This window comes from Jannaschia formosa, assembly GCF_003340555.1.
GTDB lineage: Bacteria > Pseudomonadota > Alphaproteobacteria > Rhodobacterales > Rhodobacteraceae > Jannaschia > Jannaschia formosa.
This window is the reverse complement of the sequence record NZ_QPLJ01000016.1, coordinates 81,358-100,473: the sequence shown is the minus strand read 5'-3', so window position 1 is coordinate 100,473 and position 19,116 is coordinate 81,358. Positions and strand designations below refer to the sequence as shown.

General features: G+C 70.1%; 2 protein-coding genes (1 of these 2 only partly in view). Both read left to right on the top strand.

Translation table 11 applies throughout. The annotated features are described in order from the left end of the window. Positions 1 to 496 precede the first annotated feature (496 nt). Positions 497 to 1,405, top strand: coding sequence for a hypothetical protein (locus tag DR046_RS15815; RefSeq protein ID WP_135227314.1), 909 nt, complete (start codon positions 497 to 499; stop codon positions 1,403 to 1,405). 319 nt (positions 1,406 to 1,724) lie between these two features. Next, positions 1,725 to 19,116, top strand: the 5' portion of a protein-coding gene (locus DR046_RS15810) for an LEPR-XLL domain-containing protein (RefSeq protein ID WP_115383359.1). It continues 12,758 nt past the right edge of the window; 17,392 of the gene's 30,150 nt are visible here — the first part of the coding sequence; its start codon is at positions 1,725 to 1,727; its stop codon lies beyond the right edge, outside the window.

The window sequence follows — 19,116 nt, the reverse complement described above, 5'->3', positions numbered from 1 at the left end:
TCGGCTTGGGCGGCTCTTCGGGCAGCAACGGCAACACCGCCGACCACATCTCGTCACTCACAAGTTCATGTCTCATGCCTCGTGAATCCGCGAGACGCAGATCGGTTTCGTTAGGCGCTCTAACATTCAAACCGGACCACCCAATGGGGGCCGGTCAGAACTCCCCGGGGGCGCCGCAATGGCCGAACCATTGACGGCCAGCTCGTTCCGCGAAGGAGCGAGGCGACGAAAGGCCCCCCGCGTGGGACTTAACCGAACCGGCCAGACGGAAGTTGGTTCAGTTCAGCCTATACCTCTGGCTTCGAAAGCCGCAGGAACGCGTTGCCGGTCTGCATGCGGATCCTGTCGCCGGGAACGTGTAACCACGCCGCGCCACGGAACTCCAAGGCTCAGCGGACGCGATGGTCCGGTGCAAATCCGAGATGCAGATCGACGCGGACGGTTGCACGCGGCGCGGCGCGGCCCTTAAGCTTCCGTTCATGACCGAGCAAGGAAAATGAGTCAGCCGGGGACCGCCGTCCGGATGGAGGCGGCGGCAGGCGAATGGACCGCGACCCTGTTGTCGGCGGTTCCCGAAGGCGCGGGTCTCTCGGTCGCGGCGCGGCCCGACGGACCGGCGATGCTGCACCTCGTGCATTCGGACGCCTTCGCCGAACTGCCCGAGCCGCCGGACGCGCTCTATAGCGCGCGGGTCACGGGACCGGTGCGCTTCGAGGTGGCCGCCCGCGCGGCGGGGGACCATGCCCTGGTGCTCGACAACCGGTTGGGGCGCGAGGTCCGGAGCATGACCGTCCAGATCACGGCCTCGGCCCTAGGCGGCTTGAGCCCGCAGGCCTACGAGGCGGGCGCCGATGCCATGCTGCGCGCCGTCTCGGAGGGGATGGCGCGAATGCTGCGCTTCGATCCCGGCCTGTCGGCGGGACGTTGCGGCCACGTCGCGCCCTTCGGCGAGGACGGCACGGTCTGCCTGGAGTTTCCGCTGACGGTGATGGCGCGGGTCGCGCCGCGGGCGGCGGCGTCGGGTGTGGTGCTGCTGGCGATCTTCGCCCGGGTCGCGGAAGGCATGGCCGAGACCGCCGGCCGGACGCTCGACCCGGAGGAGCGGGACGGGCTGGCCGTCGCCGCGATGACGGTCCTCGGCTATGGGTCGCCCGCCCGCGCCGCGCTGAAGCACCTGGCGGCGCCGGGCGCGGCGGCGGCGTTGCGGGCGGAATTGGACAGTGGCGCGGATTACCTGCCGGACGCGGATCGTGCGGCGGCCCTGCTTTCGGCTGGCGACGCGCTGGTCGAGGACTGGCACGACCTGCTCCTGCACGCGTTCTCGGACGAGGTGCTGGCTCGGATTGCCGAGGCGCCGCCCGCCTGGACGAACGCGGCGGCGGTCGCGGCCGCACGCGCCCGGTGATTCGTTCGCAACCGGGCGACGATCTCCGGATCGTGTTGCGCGCCATGCGGCTCCGGCAACAATCCGCGAGGCTGAAAGATTGGAGTTGCCCTGCGGCACAGGCACGCTGACGCCACGGGCCGTTTCTTCTTTCCCTAACGGTTTCATTGTGTATCGATACGCACATGCGGTCGATCCCAGCCTAAGATGCGACCACGACATGTCTGGCCGGTGAGGGTCGGAGCTGCGTCGTTCGTGATTTGCACAAGAAACCGGCAGGAGGATTTCTGCGCCGCGTGTTGAGGGCGGAGGTCCGCCGACGCCTCGGGAGGGGACTAAAATGACGCTATTCTTCCGGAATGGGGGCGATGTCCGCACCCACGATGCGACACCGAAGGATAGCGACGCCCCGCTCTTCGCCCTTTCCGATCCCTGGTCCGCAGCGAGCCGCCCCGTCGCACCGGGCCGTGCCGCCGCACCCCGCCATGCGCTGGAGGCGATGGAGCCCCGGATCCTGCTGGCGGCGGACCCGCTGACGCTGGCGGCCGGCAGCCACGTGCTGACCTACGACTCCGGGGCTACGCCGGCCGAGGTCCTCAAGCTCGAATCGACCGCCGCGAACGGCGACGTCTCTTCGGTGTTTTGGTCGCTCGACGATGCGCTGACGCTGATCGGCACCGCCGGGGACGAGACCTTGACCGTCGAGGGCGATTTGCCCGCCGACTTCACGCTGACGGTGCAGGGGGGCGGAGGCACCGACACCCTCGTCGGCCCGGACTCCGACACGCTCTGGGTCCTGACCGGCGAAGGGGCGGGCACGGCCGTCATCGGCGGGTCGGCGACCGATGCCATCGCGGAGGGCGCGGGGAGCGGCGGCACGCGGATCGTGTTCTCCGGCGTGGAGGCGCTGGAGGGCGGGGATGCCGACGACGTCTTCCTGGTGCAGTCCGACACGGCCGCCTTCTCGGGCGGCATCGATGGCGGGGCGGGCGCGAGCGACGCGCTGGTCGTGGGCGCCGAGGTGGGGGCCACGGCCGTGCTCTCGGGCGACGTCCTGTCCTACGGCGCCCCCGCCGTGACGCTGGAGACCGACAACCTGGAGTCGCTGCCGAGCTTCGCTGCCTTCGCTGGCGGCGCGCTGACCCTGGACGCGGCGGATGCGGGATCGGACGTGTCCCAGATCGTCGCGGAGGCCGGGAACGCCGGATCGGAGCTGACCGTCGACTTCGGCACGGCCTTCTCGCTGACGGGCGGCGTGCTCTATCTCGGTGGCACCGGGACCGACGGGCTGACGGTCTCGGGCGCGGTCACCGGGCTGGACGTCGGCTATCTCTCCGGCGCCGATGTCGACGCGGCGATCGGCCTCACGTCGGGGGCGGAGACCCTCGTCGTGCTGCAGGACGCGGCCGACGCCGTGACCGTCTCCGAGGCGCCGTCGGGCGACGTGTCGCTGGCGCTGCCGCCCGTGTACTCGCCCGGCAGCGCGAGCTTCACGGCGACGAACGCATCGACCCTGACGCTGACGGGCGCGGCCTTCGCCGACCTGACGCTCGGCGTGCCCGCGGGGGCCGTGACGCTCGCTTCGGGCGTGGCGGGCGAGGGCATCTCGGTCGATCTGTCGGCGGCGACGCTGGCGGGGCAGGTGACGCTGGAAGGGCTTTCCGGAACCGATTGGGACGTGACCCTGGGCGGGGCGGATTACGCCCTGACGGCGCCAGCCGGTGCCCAGGCCCTGACGGTCACCGGCGACGGCAGCGCCGATACCATGTTCCTGAGCCCCTCGAGCGTCTCTCAGGGCGGGCGGACGATCGCCTTCGACGGCGGAGAGCTCGCGAGCCTGACGCTGGAGCCCGGATCGGGCACCCTTGCGCTGGAGATCGACGCGGGGGACTACGACCTGTTGCTCGAGTCGGACGGGGCGAGCTTCGTCGACCCGACCACGGGGACCACGCTGTTCAAGGCGAGCTTCACTCCGGGGGACTTCGCCTCGGTTGAGACGACCGGCACGCCCGACCTCGTCAACCCGCTGACCCAGACCGAATTGGAGAAGCTGTTCGCCGGGCTCGTGGAGCTGGGACGGCGGATCGAGGCCGTAGGCGAGCTGTCCCAGATCTTGCCCGGCCTGTCGGACAAGTACCGTGCCGACGAGACCATTCCGCTTGGCGGGGACGTGACACTAGGCCGCGCCGCCGGAATCGCGGACGCGTTCCGCGACCTGGGCGTCTACGTCCTGAACCGACTGAGCGGCGACACGGTCACGCTGAAGGATTTTGCGACGTTCCTTTCCTCCGCGCCGGGAGGCGGCGCCCCGCTGGCCGAGTCGGGCGCGCCCAACTGGGCCGAGGACGTGCGGGTGGGTGACCTGCAGCTCTCGGTGCTCGAGAACGTGGCTATCGCTCTCAGCCAGAGTGCGACCTACGGCCCCGGCGGCCAGCCGCGGCTCAGCCTCTCGCTCGACATGGAGGGCGAGCGCCGCAATCGGTTCGACCTGGATTTCGGGCCCGACGGCGAAGCCAAGGGCCTGACCTTCGACGCCGAAGAGGCGGGCGACACGGTGGAGCTGGTGACCGGTCTGGAGATGGACCTGTCGCTCACGCTCGACCGGGACGGCGACGTGCTCACGCTCGCGCTGGACCGGGTCCGCGCCGAGGCCGCCGCGGCCGAGCGCGACATCGACATGAAGCTCGCCTTCGGCTTCCTCGGAGGCGAGATCGCGCCCGTCGGAAACTCGGACCCGGCGCAGTTCGCGCTCGACGTCGAGGCCGGGCTCGACTTCGGCACGGGCGGGTCGGAGCAGACCTTCTCGGGCGGCGCCTTCGCGCCGGACGCTCCGGCAGACGCGCTTTCGGCGGCCACCGTCACGGCTCTGGGCACGTTCGACGCGGACTTCTTGCTGACCTACGATCCAGGCATTTCCGGCCTCGGCGCGGACGCGGCCGATCGCAGCTTCGGCCTTTCGATCGCCGACCGGACCGCGCCCTTCGGCGCGGCGACCGCGGTGACGGCCAGCGACACGCTGCTGGACTTCACCGCCGTGCTGTCGGCGGACGTCATGTCGATGCTGGGCGAGCTGTCCGGCGTGCTCGACGACCTGGCGTCGTCGGAGCGCTTCGCGGTCGAGCTGCCCTTGGTCGGCCAGGCGGAGCCCGCGCGCTTCGACCCGTCGGCGGACGTCTCGGCGGGCGTCTTCACGCTGGGCCTGCACGGTCTCAAGACCGGACAGGCAGTGCGTTATTTCTCGGGCGGGTCGCCGCTGACGGACCTGGAGGAGGGCGCGACCTATTACGTCGTCGCCCTGGACGCGACCTCGGTCGGTCTCGCTGCCTCGCTGTCCGACGCGCTGTCGGGCACGACGATCTCCGTCGCGGCGGCGGGCACGGCCGGCACGCTGCACTCCTTCAACCCCGACGCGGCGCCGGTGGCGGTGCTGGGCGACTTGTTCGACTTCGGCGGCGCGTTCCGCACCGACGTGCTGCGCGGGCTGCAATCCGCCGTGGCCGACCTGGGGACGGACTCCGACACGGCGCAGGATTTCGGCGTCCTGCTGCAGGCGCTGACCGGGGCAGGCGCTTCGGTGGTGCCGGCCTACGACGCGATGGCGCGGACGCTGACCTTCGAAATCGCCTGGACCCACGCGCTCGACATCGGCGGCCTGCCGATGGATTTCGCCTACGATCTGAGCGGGCTCACGGACGTCGTCAGCGATGCGGGCCTGGAGACGGTCACGGACGAGAACGGCACCAGCGCGCTGGTCTTCAACCTCGCCTTCGGCATCGACCTTGCGGCGCGCGCGCCCGTCACGCTGGCGCCGCCGCAGCAGGGCTCCGGCTCGGGCGGGCTGGTCGTCGGCTGGGACGACACGACCGGCAAGACGACGCAGGACCTGCGCTTCGACATCTTCCTCGGCAATGACTACGACGACCCGCGCCCCGTCGACCTGCCGGCGGAAAGCACGATCGACGACATCCAGAACGCCATCGACCTCGCCGTGGCCTCCGGCGCGGCGGAGCGGCTGGGCCTGAACTACACGGCCCTCGATGCCAGCGGCACTGTCGTCGCGCCCTCGGACCTGCGCGATCCGGAGCTGGGCTTCGCCGACGCGGTCCAGTTCCGCCTCGACGTCGCCTCGCAGGAGGATCGCGCCCCGCGGGCCTTCGGCGTGACGATCCCGGCCGGATCGGCCACGGCGACGCTCGCCGAGCTCAAGCAGACCGTGAAGGATGCGATCGATGCCGCGCTCGGCGCCGAAGACGTGGTGTTCGAAGCCTCGGCCTTCGATCCGGCGACCGGGCTGCTGACGGTGGCGAACCACGGGCTCCAGACCGGGGACGCGCTGTTCTACGAGCCCATCGATACAGCCTATTCCGCGCCCGCCGTCGATGCCCAAGTCTACGCGATCCGGGTCGACGCGGACACGTTCCGTCTGGCGCGCAGCGAGGACCAGGCCTTTGCCGGCGCGGCCCTGCCGATCGGCCAGGGCGCCGCCGCGGGCCTGCAGGCGCTGCGGCGGGCGGACAGCCTGGTAGGCTCGGTCGTGGTCCAGTCCGACGGCGCGCTGGAGATGGTCGGCCGCACCCCCGTCAACGCCGGGGGTCGGACTGTCACGGCGCTGAGCCTCGCCTTCACACCGCCTACCGGCGTGCCGTCCTACAGCGACGGCGACGTGCTGGCCTCGGTCGCGGGCACGGGCGACGACGCGCAGCTGGTCCTCTCCGCGGGATCGGACCGCGTGTCCGGCCTCGCCGCCGCGTCCGAGCGCCCGCGCGCCTCGGGCGTGCCCGTGACGGGCGTGCTGCCGGGCGACCTCGCCTTCACACTGACGCTCACGGACGCGTCCGGCACGGCCACGGCGCACGACATCACCGTCGCGGTGGACGCGACCAATGCCTCGGCCCTGCCGACCCTGGACGGGGCCGCGCCGGAAAGCCCCGCGCCCGACGCGGACGTGTTCTTCCAGCTCGATCTGCAATCGGGTCGCGGCGATGTCGATCTGTCTGCGGCCACCATCTCGGGCGACACGATCACGGCGACGGATCATGGGCTCGTGGACGGCGACCGGGTGATCTACCGTACCAGCGGCGACGGCGACCTGGGCAATGTCGAGGCCGACCGCATCTACTTCGTCCACCGCCTGAGCGACGATGCGTTCCAGCTTGCGGTCAGCGTCGGAGATCTGGCGGACACGGTCGTCCCGCTCGGAGCGGGCAGCGCGGGCGCGGATGACGTCCTGGTCTCCCTGGGCCATGTCGAGACGGCCAACGTGCTCGTTTCCACCCTAGGCCTCGCGGACCTGGGCGCGGCGGCGGGCTCGGCCGCGGGCGGGGTGCTGACGGCGGCGAACGATCTGATCCTGACTGACGGCCAGCTCTCCGGCGACCTTACCTTCGGGCTGGAGCTGTCCGACGGCACCGACACGCGGGTCGTGCAGGTGATGCTGACGGTGGCGCAGACGGCGGAGAGCGCCTCGCTCGACGACTTCCTCGTCGACCTGAACCTGGCGATTGCCCTCGCCCTGTCCTCCGGTGACGGCACCGTGCCCGGCAGCGCCGAATCCGTGGTGGCCTCCCTCGTGAACGGCAAGCTGCGGCTGACGGCGCAGGATGGAACGGGCGCTGCGGCATCCGACGTGACGATCGGCGTGCTGGGCAGCGGCCGGATGACGGGCAACGCGACGCTTGACGATCTGGCGGCGGACGTGACCGACGCGCTGGAGCTCGGGCTCCGCACCGCGGGGATCGATCCGTCTGGCCTGCTGACAGTGAGCGCGCAGAACGGCGCGCTGCGGATCGCGGCCGATGCCGGGTCCGAGTTGGTCGGGCTGCGGCTGGCGCAGGGCCAGAACCTCGGGGCGCTCGGGCTGAAGGCCGGGCAGTCGGCCTCGCGCATCGACGCCCTGGCCGCCGACATCCAAACGGCGCTGGCCGCCGCGGGCGTGACCGGAGTCGACGTGACGGTGCTGGGCGACGCGACCGGGCCGACCGCGCAGATCGCCTTCGTCGCGCAAGAGGACGCGATGCTGGCCGGGCTGCGCCTGCAGGCTGCTCTGGACGATCCGACCGTGACCACGCTCGGATTCCGCGCGCTGCCCGCCAGCGGAGAGGTCGACCCGCTGGAAGCGCTGCGCGGCTCGGTGGACCTGATCAAATGGGGCCGCTCCGACAGCTGGTTCCTCGACAAGGCCGACGGCACCAAGAAGCTGATCTCGGCCGAATTGAACCTCGGCGACACCGGCGGTGGCGCCTTCGCCGCCGAAGGACGGCGGGGCTTCTTGGCGGTCGACATCGAGGGCGAGGCGACCGTCTCGGCCGAGTCGACGGTCGACTTGGACGGCCCGGTCTCCTCGACCGAGCTGCTCGAGGACGCGGAGACGGCCCTGACGCTCTCGGACGTGGCCTCGGCCGCGGACATGACGCTGACGCTGACCCCGCGCATGCTGACGGAACTGGGGCAGGGCACCATCACGCTCTCGGCCGACGACTGGGCCGCCTTCCCGCCGGCGAACGCCGCGCCCGCCAATCCCGACGGCAGCGCTGCCGTACCGCGCTACCAGACCGCATCGACCGCCTCGCTGGGCCTGCTGGAGAACGTCTCGAAGGCGAGCTTCGACGACGTCGCCTCCGCGATGGAGGATTTCGCGGCCGCGCTTGCCGATCTGGACGAGCCGCTGCTGACGACGGCCTTCCCGGTCATCAACGGCTCAATCTCCGACTTCCTCGACTACCAGGCGCTCTTCAACGAACGGCTGGAGGTGCTGCTCGCGTCGGCGCCTGCGACGGTCGACCTGCTTCCGGCCGCGATCGTCTCAGCCTTCGGCCTCGATGCGACAGAGGCGGCCAATGTCGAGGTCACGTATGACGACGACCCGGTCGACGGGACGGCGCTGCGGATCGCGTTCCCGTTCCTCGCCACCATCAGCCGGACCACGGGGCTGGAGATCGACTTCGAGGCCTTGGGCGGTCTGCCCGGCGGCGCCGCCGTCGACGAGGACGGCAACCCGCTCACCTCGGTCGACTCACTCTTCGGCATCGGCGACGGCGCCGATATCGGCATCGACGTGGCGGCGCGGTTCGATTTGGCCTTCGGCATCGATCTGCAGACGCCGATCGGCACGACACTGAGCGAGTTCGCCCTGGCCTTCGACGCCACCACCGGGGGCGCCTCGCTCAACGACCTGCTGGCCCGCGCCCAGGCGAGCCTCGACGCCACTGTGGCGGGCACGCCGGGCTATTCGACGGGGGACGTGATCGTGTCCTTCGCGGAGGCCGACACGTCGAACCCGCCGCGTCTGGTGCTGACGCGCTCGGCCGACGGGGGCACGGTGACGCTGGCCGGGGGCGCGCCGGCCGAGATCGCGCTCGACCCGACCGAGGTGCATCTCTTCACCGACCCCGCCGCCGCGGGTGGCTATCGAGCGGCCCATGTCGTCGCGGGGCTCGGCCTCGCCGACGGGCAGGAGGGGGCGACCGTCATCGGCGTCGTCCCGGTGGCCGATTTCGCGACCGTTCCGGCGGAGGTGAGCGTCCTGGTCGAGGTTCTGGACGACACCTCGGCGGTCGCCGCCACGCTCGACCTGCGGGTCCCGGGCGGGGACGCGGCGACCTTGGCCGCCGCGCTGGACGCCGCCCTGTCGGCCGAGCTGGCCGCGGTGGGCCTGGACCCGGCGCGGATCGGCGCCTCCGATCAGGGCGGGGCGATCGAGCTCGCCGCGACCGAGGGCGCGCTGCGCGTCGTCTCGAAGGGCGTCGACGTGGTCGAGGGCGAGGACAACGGCGCGGCCTGGACCGTGAGCCTGCCGGGCGCGGTGGGGGGCAGCTACAGGCTGGAGACGCTGCTGCTCGACGCCTCGGGCCAACTGCTCAGCGTCGAGACGCGCGACGCGACGGGCGGCGTGACCGAGGTGACGGATCCCGACGGCAACGTGCTGGCCGGATCGAAGCGGCAGGTGATCCGCGCGATCTCCCCCGCCGGGACCTTCACCCTGTCCTTCGACGGCGAGACGACGGAGCCGCTGGCCGTGGACGCCTCGGCGGCAGAGGTGCGGGCGGCCCTTGGGGCGCTCTCGACGCTCGATCTGTCGGACCTGGAGGTCACACGCACACCCGGCGTCACGGTGGAGGTGGTCCAGGACGGCGCGCCCGCGGACGACACGCAGGGCGAGCTGTCCGAGCAGCTGCGCATCGGCGTCGCCAACCTGTCGAGCGACCAGGACGTCGGCTTCCAGCTGGCGCTGACCGGGGTCGATACGGCATCGCAGGTGCTAGGCCTCGCGGACGGGGCGCAGGGGACGGGCGTGCTGACGGCCCGCGGCGTGGCGCAGGACGCCGCGGACTGGGGAATCGCCTTCGACCTGACGCTGACCAGTGACACCGACACCGTCACTCCGAAGCGCGTCGCGGTCACGGCCGAGGACTACAGCGCGGACCGCACGGCGGCGCTGAACGCCGCGTTGCTGGCCGCCTTCGGCGACGACGGCAACGGCACGGCGCTGGTCACCGCAGACTTCGACGCTGCGGGCGCGCTGTCGCTGACGGCGGCGGCGACGACGACCGAGATCGCCTTCGCCGACGCGGGCAACGTCACCGCCGAGATCGCGTTCGACACCACGCCCGGGCCGGGCAAGATCGCGCTGGACGCGGACGCGCTGGCGCAGGCCCTGGCAGAGCTTCCGGCCCTGTCGGGGATCGCACCGGAGGTCGCCTTCGCCGGGCTGGTCGACGGGGTGCAGCTGTTCGACGTGGACTTCACCGACATCTCCCAGATCGGTCGGGACATCCCCGCCCTGGCCTTGCTGGGCGGCATCTCGGAATACGAGATCGTGGGCCATGACCACATCTTCGCCACCGAGTCCCTAGGCTTCGCGGGCGGTCTGGTCACGACCGTCACCGACGAGATCGCCTCGGATGGGGGCGGGCAGGCGCTGGCGGACGCGCTCAACGCGGCGCAGACCCTCTATCGCGGCGGCGACACCTGGATCCTGACGCAGCAAGAGACGGGCGGCCCCTACGAGCTGAAGCTGTCGATCACCGAGCCGCGTACCGGCGACAACGCGGGCGCGCGCATGCTCTGGGTCGCCGAGGACGGCATCGCGCAGGGCGTGCGCGCCGATCTCGCGCTGACCGGCGCGACCGGCCCGGCGCTGACGCCCTTCATCTATGCCGATCCGCAGGACGGCGGCACGACGATGACCTTCACGCTGGCGGCGGGGACGCAGGCGGCGGGCTTCTCCGGCTATGCGGGTCCGAGTCCGATCTATGCCGACGGGCACAGCGTCGACATCGCGGTGCAGGTCGCCACCGCGCTCGAGGCCGATGGCGGGCGGATCACCGGCGCGGAGCTGCTGGCCGACGTGGCGCAGCCCGCCGAGGACCGGGAGGCGCTGTCCTCCGTGCTGCGGGGGCCCGCGAACGGCGACGCGCCCTTCGACGTGACGGTGCCGCTTCTCGACGAGGAAGGCGGGACCTCGCTGGGCCGCGACCTGGTGCTGCGTTTCGCCAACGCGTCGGACCTGGAGGCCTACCTGCTGTCGCTGCGCGACGTGGCCGACGGCGTGCTGCCGGAGGCCCCCGAGGTCGGGATCTTCGCCACTTTCGACACGCCGGACCTCGCGCTCTATGCCGCCGAGTTCGAGGGCGTGGTCGACTCGATCATGAAGAACCCCGAGATCTTCATCGAGGGGCTCGGATCGCTCTTCGGCTCGGTCGAGGAGCAACTCCTGGAGCAGGTCGCGCTGACCGACCTGCCGCTGGTCGGGCAGGGGCTGAGCGACATCTTCAAGCAGGGCTTCCTGTTCTTCGACGTCGAGGCGGTGCTGACCTTCCTCGACTTCGCGCTGCGCCGGGGCGACCCGGCCAGCACGCCCTGGCAGCTGATCCAGCAGGCGCTGTTCGACCTGTTCGGTCCGGGCGAGGACGATGTCCGCCGGTCGAACACGATCCAGACCATCGAGGTCCAGCGGACGCCCTATTTCTCGATCGCGGGCGAGAAGGTCTCGGTCGCGCAGGGGACGGCGGCGCCGGACGGCAAGACGCGTCAGGTCGTCACCGTCCAGGAGGACGCCAATCAGTACCGGCTGCAGCTGGGCGGCCAGGCGAGCGCGGCGATCGTCGTCGACAAGGACAAGTGGACCGAGGCGGAGCGCATCGCCAGCCTGACCGAGGCGTTGAACGGGCTCGTCGTCGTCGAGGAGGCGGGCGGGGTCGCGTCGGTCGAGGTCACGACCTCGGGGACGGACACGGTCTACACGGTCACCTTCGCGACCACCGAGGCGCTCGACACGCTGTTCGTGGGCACCGACCAGACCTACCTGCTGCGCCTTGAGGATGCCGGCACGGACATGCACACCGTGCAGCGCGCCAAGGGCATCTTCGTGGAGGTCGTGGAGGCGGGCGACGCCGCCACGGCGGCGGTGCAGACCGTCACGCTGGACGAGGCGACGGTGCCCTCGACCTACCGGCTGAGCTTCGAGGGCGAGCTCACCGACCTGATCCGCGTCGAGGACGGCGCGGCGGGGGTGGCCACGGCGCTGAACGCGCTGACTTCCGTCACCGATGCGGGCGGCGTCACCGCGACCGAGCTCGACACGCGCGAGATCCAGGTGACCTTCGTCGAGGACGGCGAGCGGGAAGCCCTCGGCAGCGACGCGCGCAACGAGATCCAGACGGTCACCCTGACGGCGATGGAGGGGCCCGGCGACGAGGGCGCGTTCCGCCTGGCGCTCGGCGGGCAGGAGACCTTCCCGATCCCCTACGTGAGCCCGATCGGCAGCCCGGCCCCTGGCGGCCCGCTCTTCGGCTACACCCGCGCCGATGGCGGCGACGCCCTGCGCGCGGCCATCTCGGCCTCGGCGCAGCGCTCGCTCGAGGACATCCTCGGCACCGGCAACGTCCGGGCGACCTATACCGAGACGCCCAACGGCTCCGGCAAGGAGCATGCGGAATACGACAAGGTCCTGACCATCGAGTTCATCGGAGAGCTGGCGGGCAAGGACGTGCAGCAGCTCGTCGGGGTGGCCGACGACCTGCCCGCGCCGCGCTTCGAGGTCGAGGTGGAGTCCGATTTCTCGACCGACGAGATGCGCGACGCGATCGGCAGCCTCGGCAACATCGGCGGCACCGACAACGTCAAGGTCTCGGCCTTCGGCAACAAGTACGTCGTGGAATTCGTCGGGCTTCTGTCCAATGTCGACGTGGCGCAGCTCACGGCCTTCTCGCCCACCGGCGGCACGGTCACGATCGACAAGACCTCGGTCGGCGGGATCGGCGACATCGCCGTGCCGTTCGAGGACGCCAACGGCAACAAGGTCGGCGCCTGGAACATCCTCAAGAAGCTCGACCCGACCGACGCCACGCCGGTGAACCGCAACGACATCGGCATCGGCTTCGTCACCTCCTTCTTCGACGACTTCCGCAGCGTCGACGGCACGACCTCCGACGATGCCGGGAACCGCGCCAAGAGCCCGTTCTCGCTCAAGAACATCGAGGCGTTCGAGTTCGCCATGAATCTCGGGCAGGCCGACCTGCTGGAGGCGCTGATCGAGAATGGCGGGCCGCAGTTCGACTTCAGCTTCGACATCGGCGGCGATGCGTTCGATCTAGACGTGGACGCGGTCCTCGATCTGGACATCGCCTGGGACTGGCGGCTGAACTTCGGGATCGGGCGGGACGGGGTCTACACCAAGACCGATGTCGAGTTCGACGGGCTCGGCAACGTGCCGGAGATCCAGGTCCGCATCCAGGGCGACCTCAAATCGCCCTCGAACGAAGTGCAGGTCATCGACATCTTCGGCGATGCGGGCGTCCTTGCCATCACCACCGAGGGCGGTGACCCGTCCGAGCTTGCGACGCTGCGGATCGACGGGCACGGCTATCGTGACGGCGACGTCGTCACCTTCTCGCGCACGGCCGGCAGCGAAGACCCGACCGGGCTTTCGGATGGCGACACCTACCGTGTCGTCACCGCCGGGGCGGACCGGCTCCGCCTGTCCGACGCGCTGCTGCCCTCGGATCTGCTGGGCATCGTCGACGGGCAGATCGGCAACCGGCTGGAGGGCGCGGCTGTCGACCTCGCCGCGCTCAAGGCCGCGGGGCCGCTCGCCTTCGCGCTCTGGATCGACGGTCAGCGCTCGACGGTGCGGGTCGACTTCACCGACGCCGCGGACGTGGAGGCGGGGCTGGACCTGCTCACCGCCGCGCTGCAGGTGGGCACGGGCGACGACATGGTCCGGGCGGAGGTCGTCTCGGGCGCGCTGCGCATCAGCCATACCGGCACGTCGGAGCTGCGCTTCTACGACGAGGCGGACGGGCTGAACCTCGGCCGGCTGCTGGACGGGATCCTGTCGCTCGGCGCGGCAGCGAGCGGGGCGGCCTTCGAGCTGATCGACGCGGCGAACGCGGCGCAGGCCGTGGCCGGCGTCAGCGCAGGGACGCTGGTGCGCGCCGGGGCCACGACGGCGCAGGGCATCCGCGACGCGCTGGTGGGCCAGACGCTGACCGGGACCAGCGACCTGGGTCAGACGACGACGATCACCCTGACGGCGGACAACGTCTCGCAGCACGTTTCGGTGGAGGAGGACTCCCCGGGCTCGAACGTCTGGAAGCTCGTCTTCACCGGCGATCTCGCGACGCTCGACGTCGGACAGTTGCAGGTCGACGGGCAGCATGTCGGCGATGTCGACGCCTTCGGGGCGGCGACGATCAAGAACGCCAAGGCGGAACAGCCCAAGAGCTCCCTCACCGGGCTCCCGAACCCGGCAGAGGCCGAGGGCACGCTGTTCTACGCGCTGGCGCTGGAGGCCAAGGACAAGGTCGCCGCCCCGGGCGAGACCGACCTGCGCAAGCTGGGCTCGGCGCTCTCGGCCACGTTCAGCGTGGACATCAAGGACCCCGACCGCGGCCTGCTGCCGATCCCGGTGCCGAAGGACGGCGTCCTGAAGAGCGACGTCAAAGTGAAGGTCAAGGTGCCGATCATCGACACCGCGGGCAACGCCAGTGAAAAGGAGCTGAAGTTCACGGTCGCCGCCAACGCCAAGGGCGCCATCGCGCGGCCGCTGGAGGAGCTGACCAAGCACGTCCAGAAGGCGCTGGACGCCGCCGTCGCCGCCCTGCCCAAGACGGAGGGCATCGCGGTCGGCGACCTCACGGTCGTGTTCGACCCCTTTAAGGGCGGCTTCGACATCGAGGTCGAGGGGCAGGGGGCCAAGGTCCGCGTGCTCTCGGATGCGGGCATGGCGCCCGTCGAGGTCAAGACCATCGCCGACGGGTCGGGCCTCGGCGACCAGAACGAGGAGCAGATCCTCATCTTCAGCCCGCTGGCCACCGCCTCGGCGGCGGAGCCGTTCCTCATCGACTGGAAGCAGGGCGGCAAGACCATGCCTTCGGGCAAGGGCCGCATCACCGCGCTCACGGCCGATGGCATCCTGCGGGCGCTCGAGGATCATCCGCTGCTCGACCGCACCAACGTCACGGTCGAGGAAGTCGATGCGGTCGCGGCGAACCAGACCACCGTCAAGGACCGCTTTGGCGAGTTCCTGCAAGGCAAGGCCAAGTTCAAGAGCGGCACCAAGTTCTTCAAGGTGACCTTCAAGGAGAGCAGCGCGGGGCTCGACCCGAAGCTGGACCTCGCGCGCAAGAACGTGGCCGAGCTAAAGGTGTCGATGGAGGGGCGCGACGTCACATCCAAGCCCAAATACGCAGAGCAGCTCCTGACCTTCTCTGACGACGCCTTCGACGCTAGCGGGACGAAATACGTGATCGGCTACGACGGCGCGACGACCAGCGTCTTCTTCGACAAGATGCCGACCAAGGCGGACGAGGTGCAGGAGAAGATCGTGCGCGTCCTCGAGACGGCGCTCGGCGAGGACGGCTCGCCCTTCCTGCTTCCGAAGGACACGATCGACGTCAAGAAGCGGAACGCGACGACCTTCGAGATCGCCTTCCGCAGCCCCGAGTTCGAGGGCAAGGACGTCTCCACCCTGGTCATCCAGAAATACACGGCGGAGAACACGAAGAACGGCAAGACCGTGCTGCGCAAGGGGATCGACGCGTCGCGCGCCGTGACCTTCGACGATGACGGCGACAAGCTGACCTTCGCGGAGCTGCGCTCCTCCAAGTACAAGATCAGCGACAAGATCGAGGCGAAGGCCAGCGTCGACGCGCGGGTGAACCTTGGCCTCAAGATGTTCATCAAGGACGGCGAGGACAAGCGGATCAAGACGCTGCCGCAGATCGGCGCCAACTTCCACTACGCCAAGAACCTGTTCCAGGCGACGACCGGCCCGGGCGCGGGCAGCAATTTCAGCCTACGGGGCAACAAGCCCTTCCCGGCCACCGCCGACGGCGTGCTCGACAAGGACGTGAAATTCGACCTGGTCCTGAAGGGCACCAAGGAGGAGACGGTCAGCGTCACCATCCGGGCGCTCGACACCGAGCGGTTCGACTCGCTCGACGACCTGATCGCGCATGTCCAGGGCAAGGTGGAGACGGCGCTGCGCCCGACCTCCTTCGCCTCCTCGGTCAAGGTGGAGTGGAACAACGACCTGCGGCGGGTCGACTTCGTCAAGGACGACGACGCGCGCGGCGGGCTGACGACCGTGACCTTCATCCTCAACGACAGCGCCACGGTCGGCTTCACCGACGTCAAGCTGTTCGCCGGCTCGTTCATCGGCGACTTCGCGGGCCCGTTCCTCGACTCGATCCTCGGCATCACAGAGCCGATGGACTTCCTGATCGGGCCCGACGGCCTGCTGACGGCGCGGATCCCGGTCATCTCGGACCTCGCCAACCAGGACATCTCGCTGCTGACCCTGGCCGAGACCTTCGGCACGGCCAACGTCTCGGGCTTCATCACCCAGATGCAGGAGGTGAACCGCCTCGCCCAGCAGGTGCGCGCCGCGACCGAGGACGCCAACACCCCTGGCGAGGAGCTGACCCTGGCCTTCGGCGACATCGAGTTCGGCGAGGTCGAGCGCAAGAAGGCGCTGGAGAAGCAGACCAAGAGCGCCGGCGACGACGATGACGGCAAGTCGAGCGCGGACACCTCCAAGGCGAAATCCGCCACCGACGACCTCTCACAGAAGCGCAGCCGCCCCTCGACCGACTTCCTGCGCAGCCTCAACGGCGCCAACGGCTCGGGTTCGATCGACTTCCCGATCCTGACCGACGTCAACGCGATCGCGAACCTACTGGAGGGCAATTTCGACCGGGCGACCTTCGTCACCTACAAGCTGCCGCCCTTCTCGTTCGGCTTCGAGTACGAGCAGAAGTTCATGATCTACGGCCCGCTCTTCGCGAAGCTGGGCGGTAAGATCAGCGCGGCGATCGACCTGGGCTTCGGCTACGACGGCGCGGGCATCGCGCAGTTCACGAACTCCAACAATTTTGGCCACCTGTTCAACGGCTTCTACGTTTCCGACCGGACCAATGCCGACGGCACGGGGCGCGACACGCCCGAGCTGACGCTGGCCGGCGAGATCAGCGCCGGCGCCGAGATCAACGCGGGCGTGGCCTCCTTCGGGGTGGAGGGCGGGCTGGCCCTGACGACATACTTCGATCTCGACGACCCCAACGACGACGGCCGGGTCCGCTTCGAGGAGCTGGCGACGAACGTGCGGATCAACGGCGGCAATCCGTTCGCCATCTTCGACATCACGGGCAAGCTCGAATATTTCGTCCGGGCCTATATCGAGGCGCTATGGGGACTCTACTACAAGGAGTTCAACATCGCCCGCGGGACGATCACGACCTTCGAGTCCAACTTCCAGCGCCAGCCGCAGCTGGCCACCGACCAGGGCAATGGCGACCTGCTGCTGAACATCGGCCCCAACGCCGCCTCGCGCCTGAAGGGCGACGTGAAGGACGGCGACGAGACCATGAAGGTCAAGCAGATCGGCGCGAACAAGGTCGAGGTCATCTTCAACGGCCAGACGGCCCTCGCGCAGACCTTCGAGGGCGTGTCGCGCATCGTCGCCTATGGCGGCAAAGGCGACGACAAGCTGGAGCTCGTCGGATCGGGCCGCAATTTCGACTTGCCCGTCGCCTTCTACGGCGACGCGGGCAATGACACGGTGACGACCTCGGCCGTGACCGGTGACATGACGCTCTGGGGCGGAGAGGGTGACGACAGCCTTGCCGGCGGCGACGGCGACGACCTGATCGTGGGCGAGCTGGGCAACGACGTCCTCGACGGCAAGGGCGGGCGCGACCTGCTGCGCGGCGAGGAGGATGCCGACGTGCTGATCGGCGGGTCGGGCGACGACTTCCTGGTCGGCGGCTCGGGCGACGACCTGATGGCGGGCGGCACGGGCGGCGACCGCTACGCCTTCCTCGACGAGTTCGGCATCGACGAGATCCGCGAGGTCTCGGGCGACGCGGCGCAGCTGCCGGTGATCGCCGCGGGCGGCACCGGCGCGGGCGCGACGGAAAACGTGCCCGACGATGAGGGCGATCTCGTCGAGGAGGTGCGCTACGAGGCGACCGGAAATAGTGACGTCCGACCCGACGTGCTCGACTTCAGCGCGGTCTGGAGCTCGCTCACCCACATGCTCGACGCGACGGGCCTGATCTCCAGCATCGACGGCTCCGACGGCGGCGTCGTGACGGTGAAGACCGACGACGGCAGCGCCGGCAGCCTCGACATCGAGACCATCTTGGGCGGACGCGGGCTCGACCGCTACGAGGTCCGCGCGACGCAGGCGCGCGGCGTCGAGCTGGGCGGCGGGCGCGGCAGCGACCGCTACGTGGTGGAACGGACCAACGACATCGCGGGCGCGATCTACGTCCAGGATTCCGGACCGGGCTACAATGTCGACCGCCTGGAGGTGCTGGGCTTCGACGGCCGGGCGGACACCGCGACGGTGACCGCGCGCGACGTGACGCTGCATGCGGACGGCACCGACGCGGAGGTGCGGGTTGCCTTCGTCTCGACCGACGCGGAGGGCAACGAGATCGAGGCAGGTCTGGAGGTGCTGGAGGTCCAGGGCCTCGCGGGCGACGACCTGATCGGGCTGGAGGCGACGCCCGCGGGCATCCGCACCTCGGTCAAGGCGGGCGAGGGCGATGACGAGGTCCGCGTCGGCGCGCGGGGCGACGACGCGGTGCCGTCGGGCACGTTGAATGACATCGACGGCAACACCGAGTTCGGCAACCCGCTGCGCCTCGACGGCGGCGAAGGCGACGATGCGCTCACCTTCTTCGATGACGAGGATGCCGACGCGAATTCCGGCAGCCTGTACGACCTCGGCGTCAGCGCCAAGCGGGTCGCGGGCTTCGGCATGGCGGTCGAGGCGGACTATCGCAACATGGAGGCGCTGACCCTGCTGCTCGGCACCGGCGCCGACGACGTCACGATAGACCACGACACCGGGTTCGACGCGACGCGGCTGGTGCTGCGCACCGGCGGCGGGGCGGACACCGTCGACCTGCGCGCGCTGCGCGACGGGCGGCAGGACGTGAACGCCCCGGTGGTGCGCTCGGCGCTGATCGACTTCGGCGCGGGCGACGACGCAATCCGGCTGGGCGACCTCGACGGCCTTCTCGACGACATCGAGCTGACGCTGGCGATCGAGGGCGGCACGGGCGACGACACCGCCCATGTGGACGCGACCGGCATGACCGATGGTGGCGACCGCCTGGGCATCCTCACAGGGCGGAGCATGACCGGCATGACCGACAAGGCGGTGTTCTACGACGCCTTCGAGGACCTGCACGTGGAGCTGGCCGAATGGGCCGGCGTCGGCG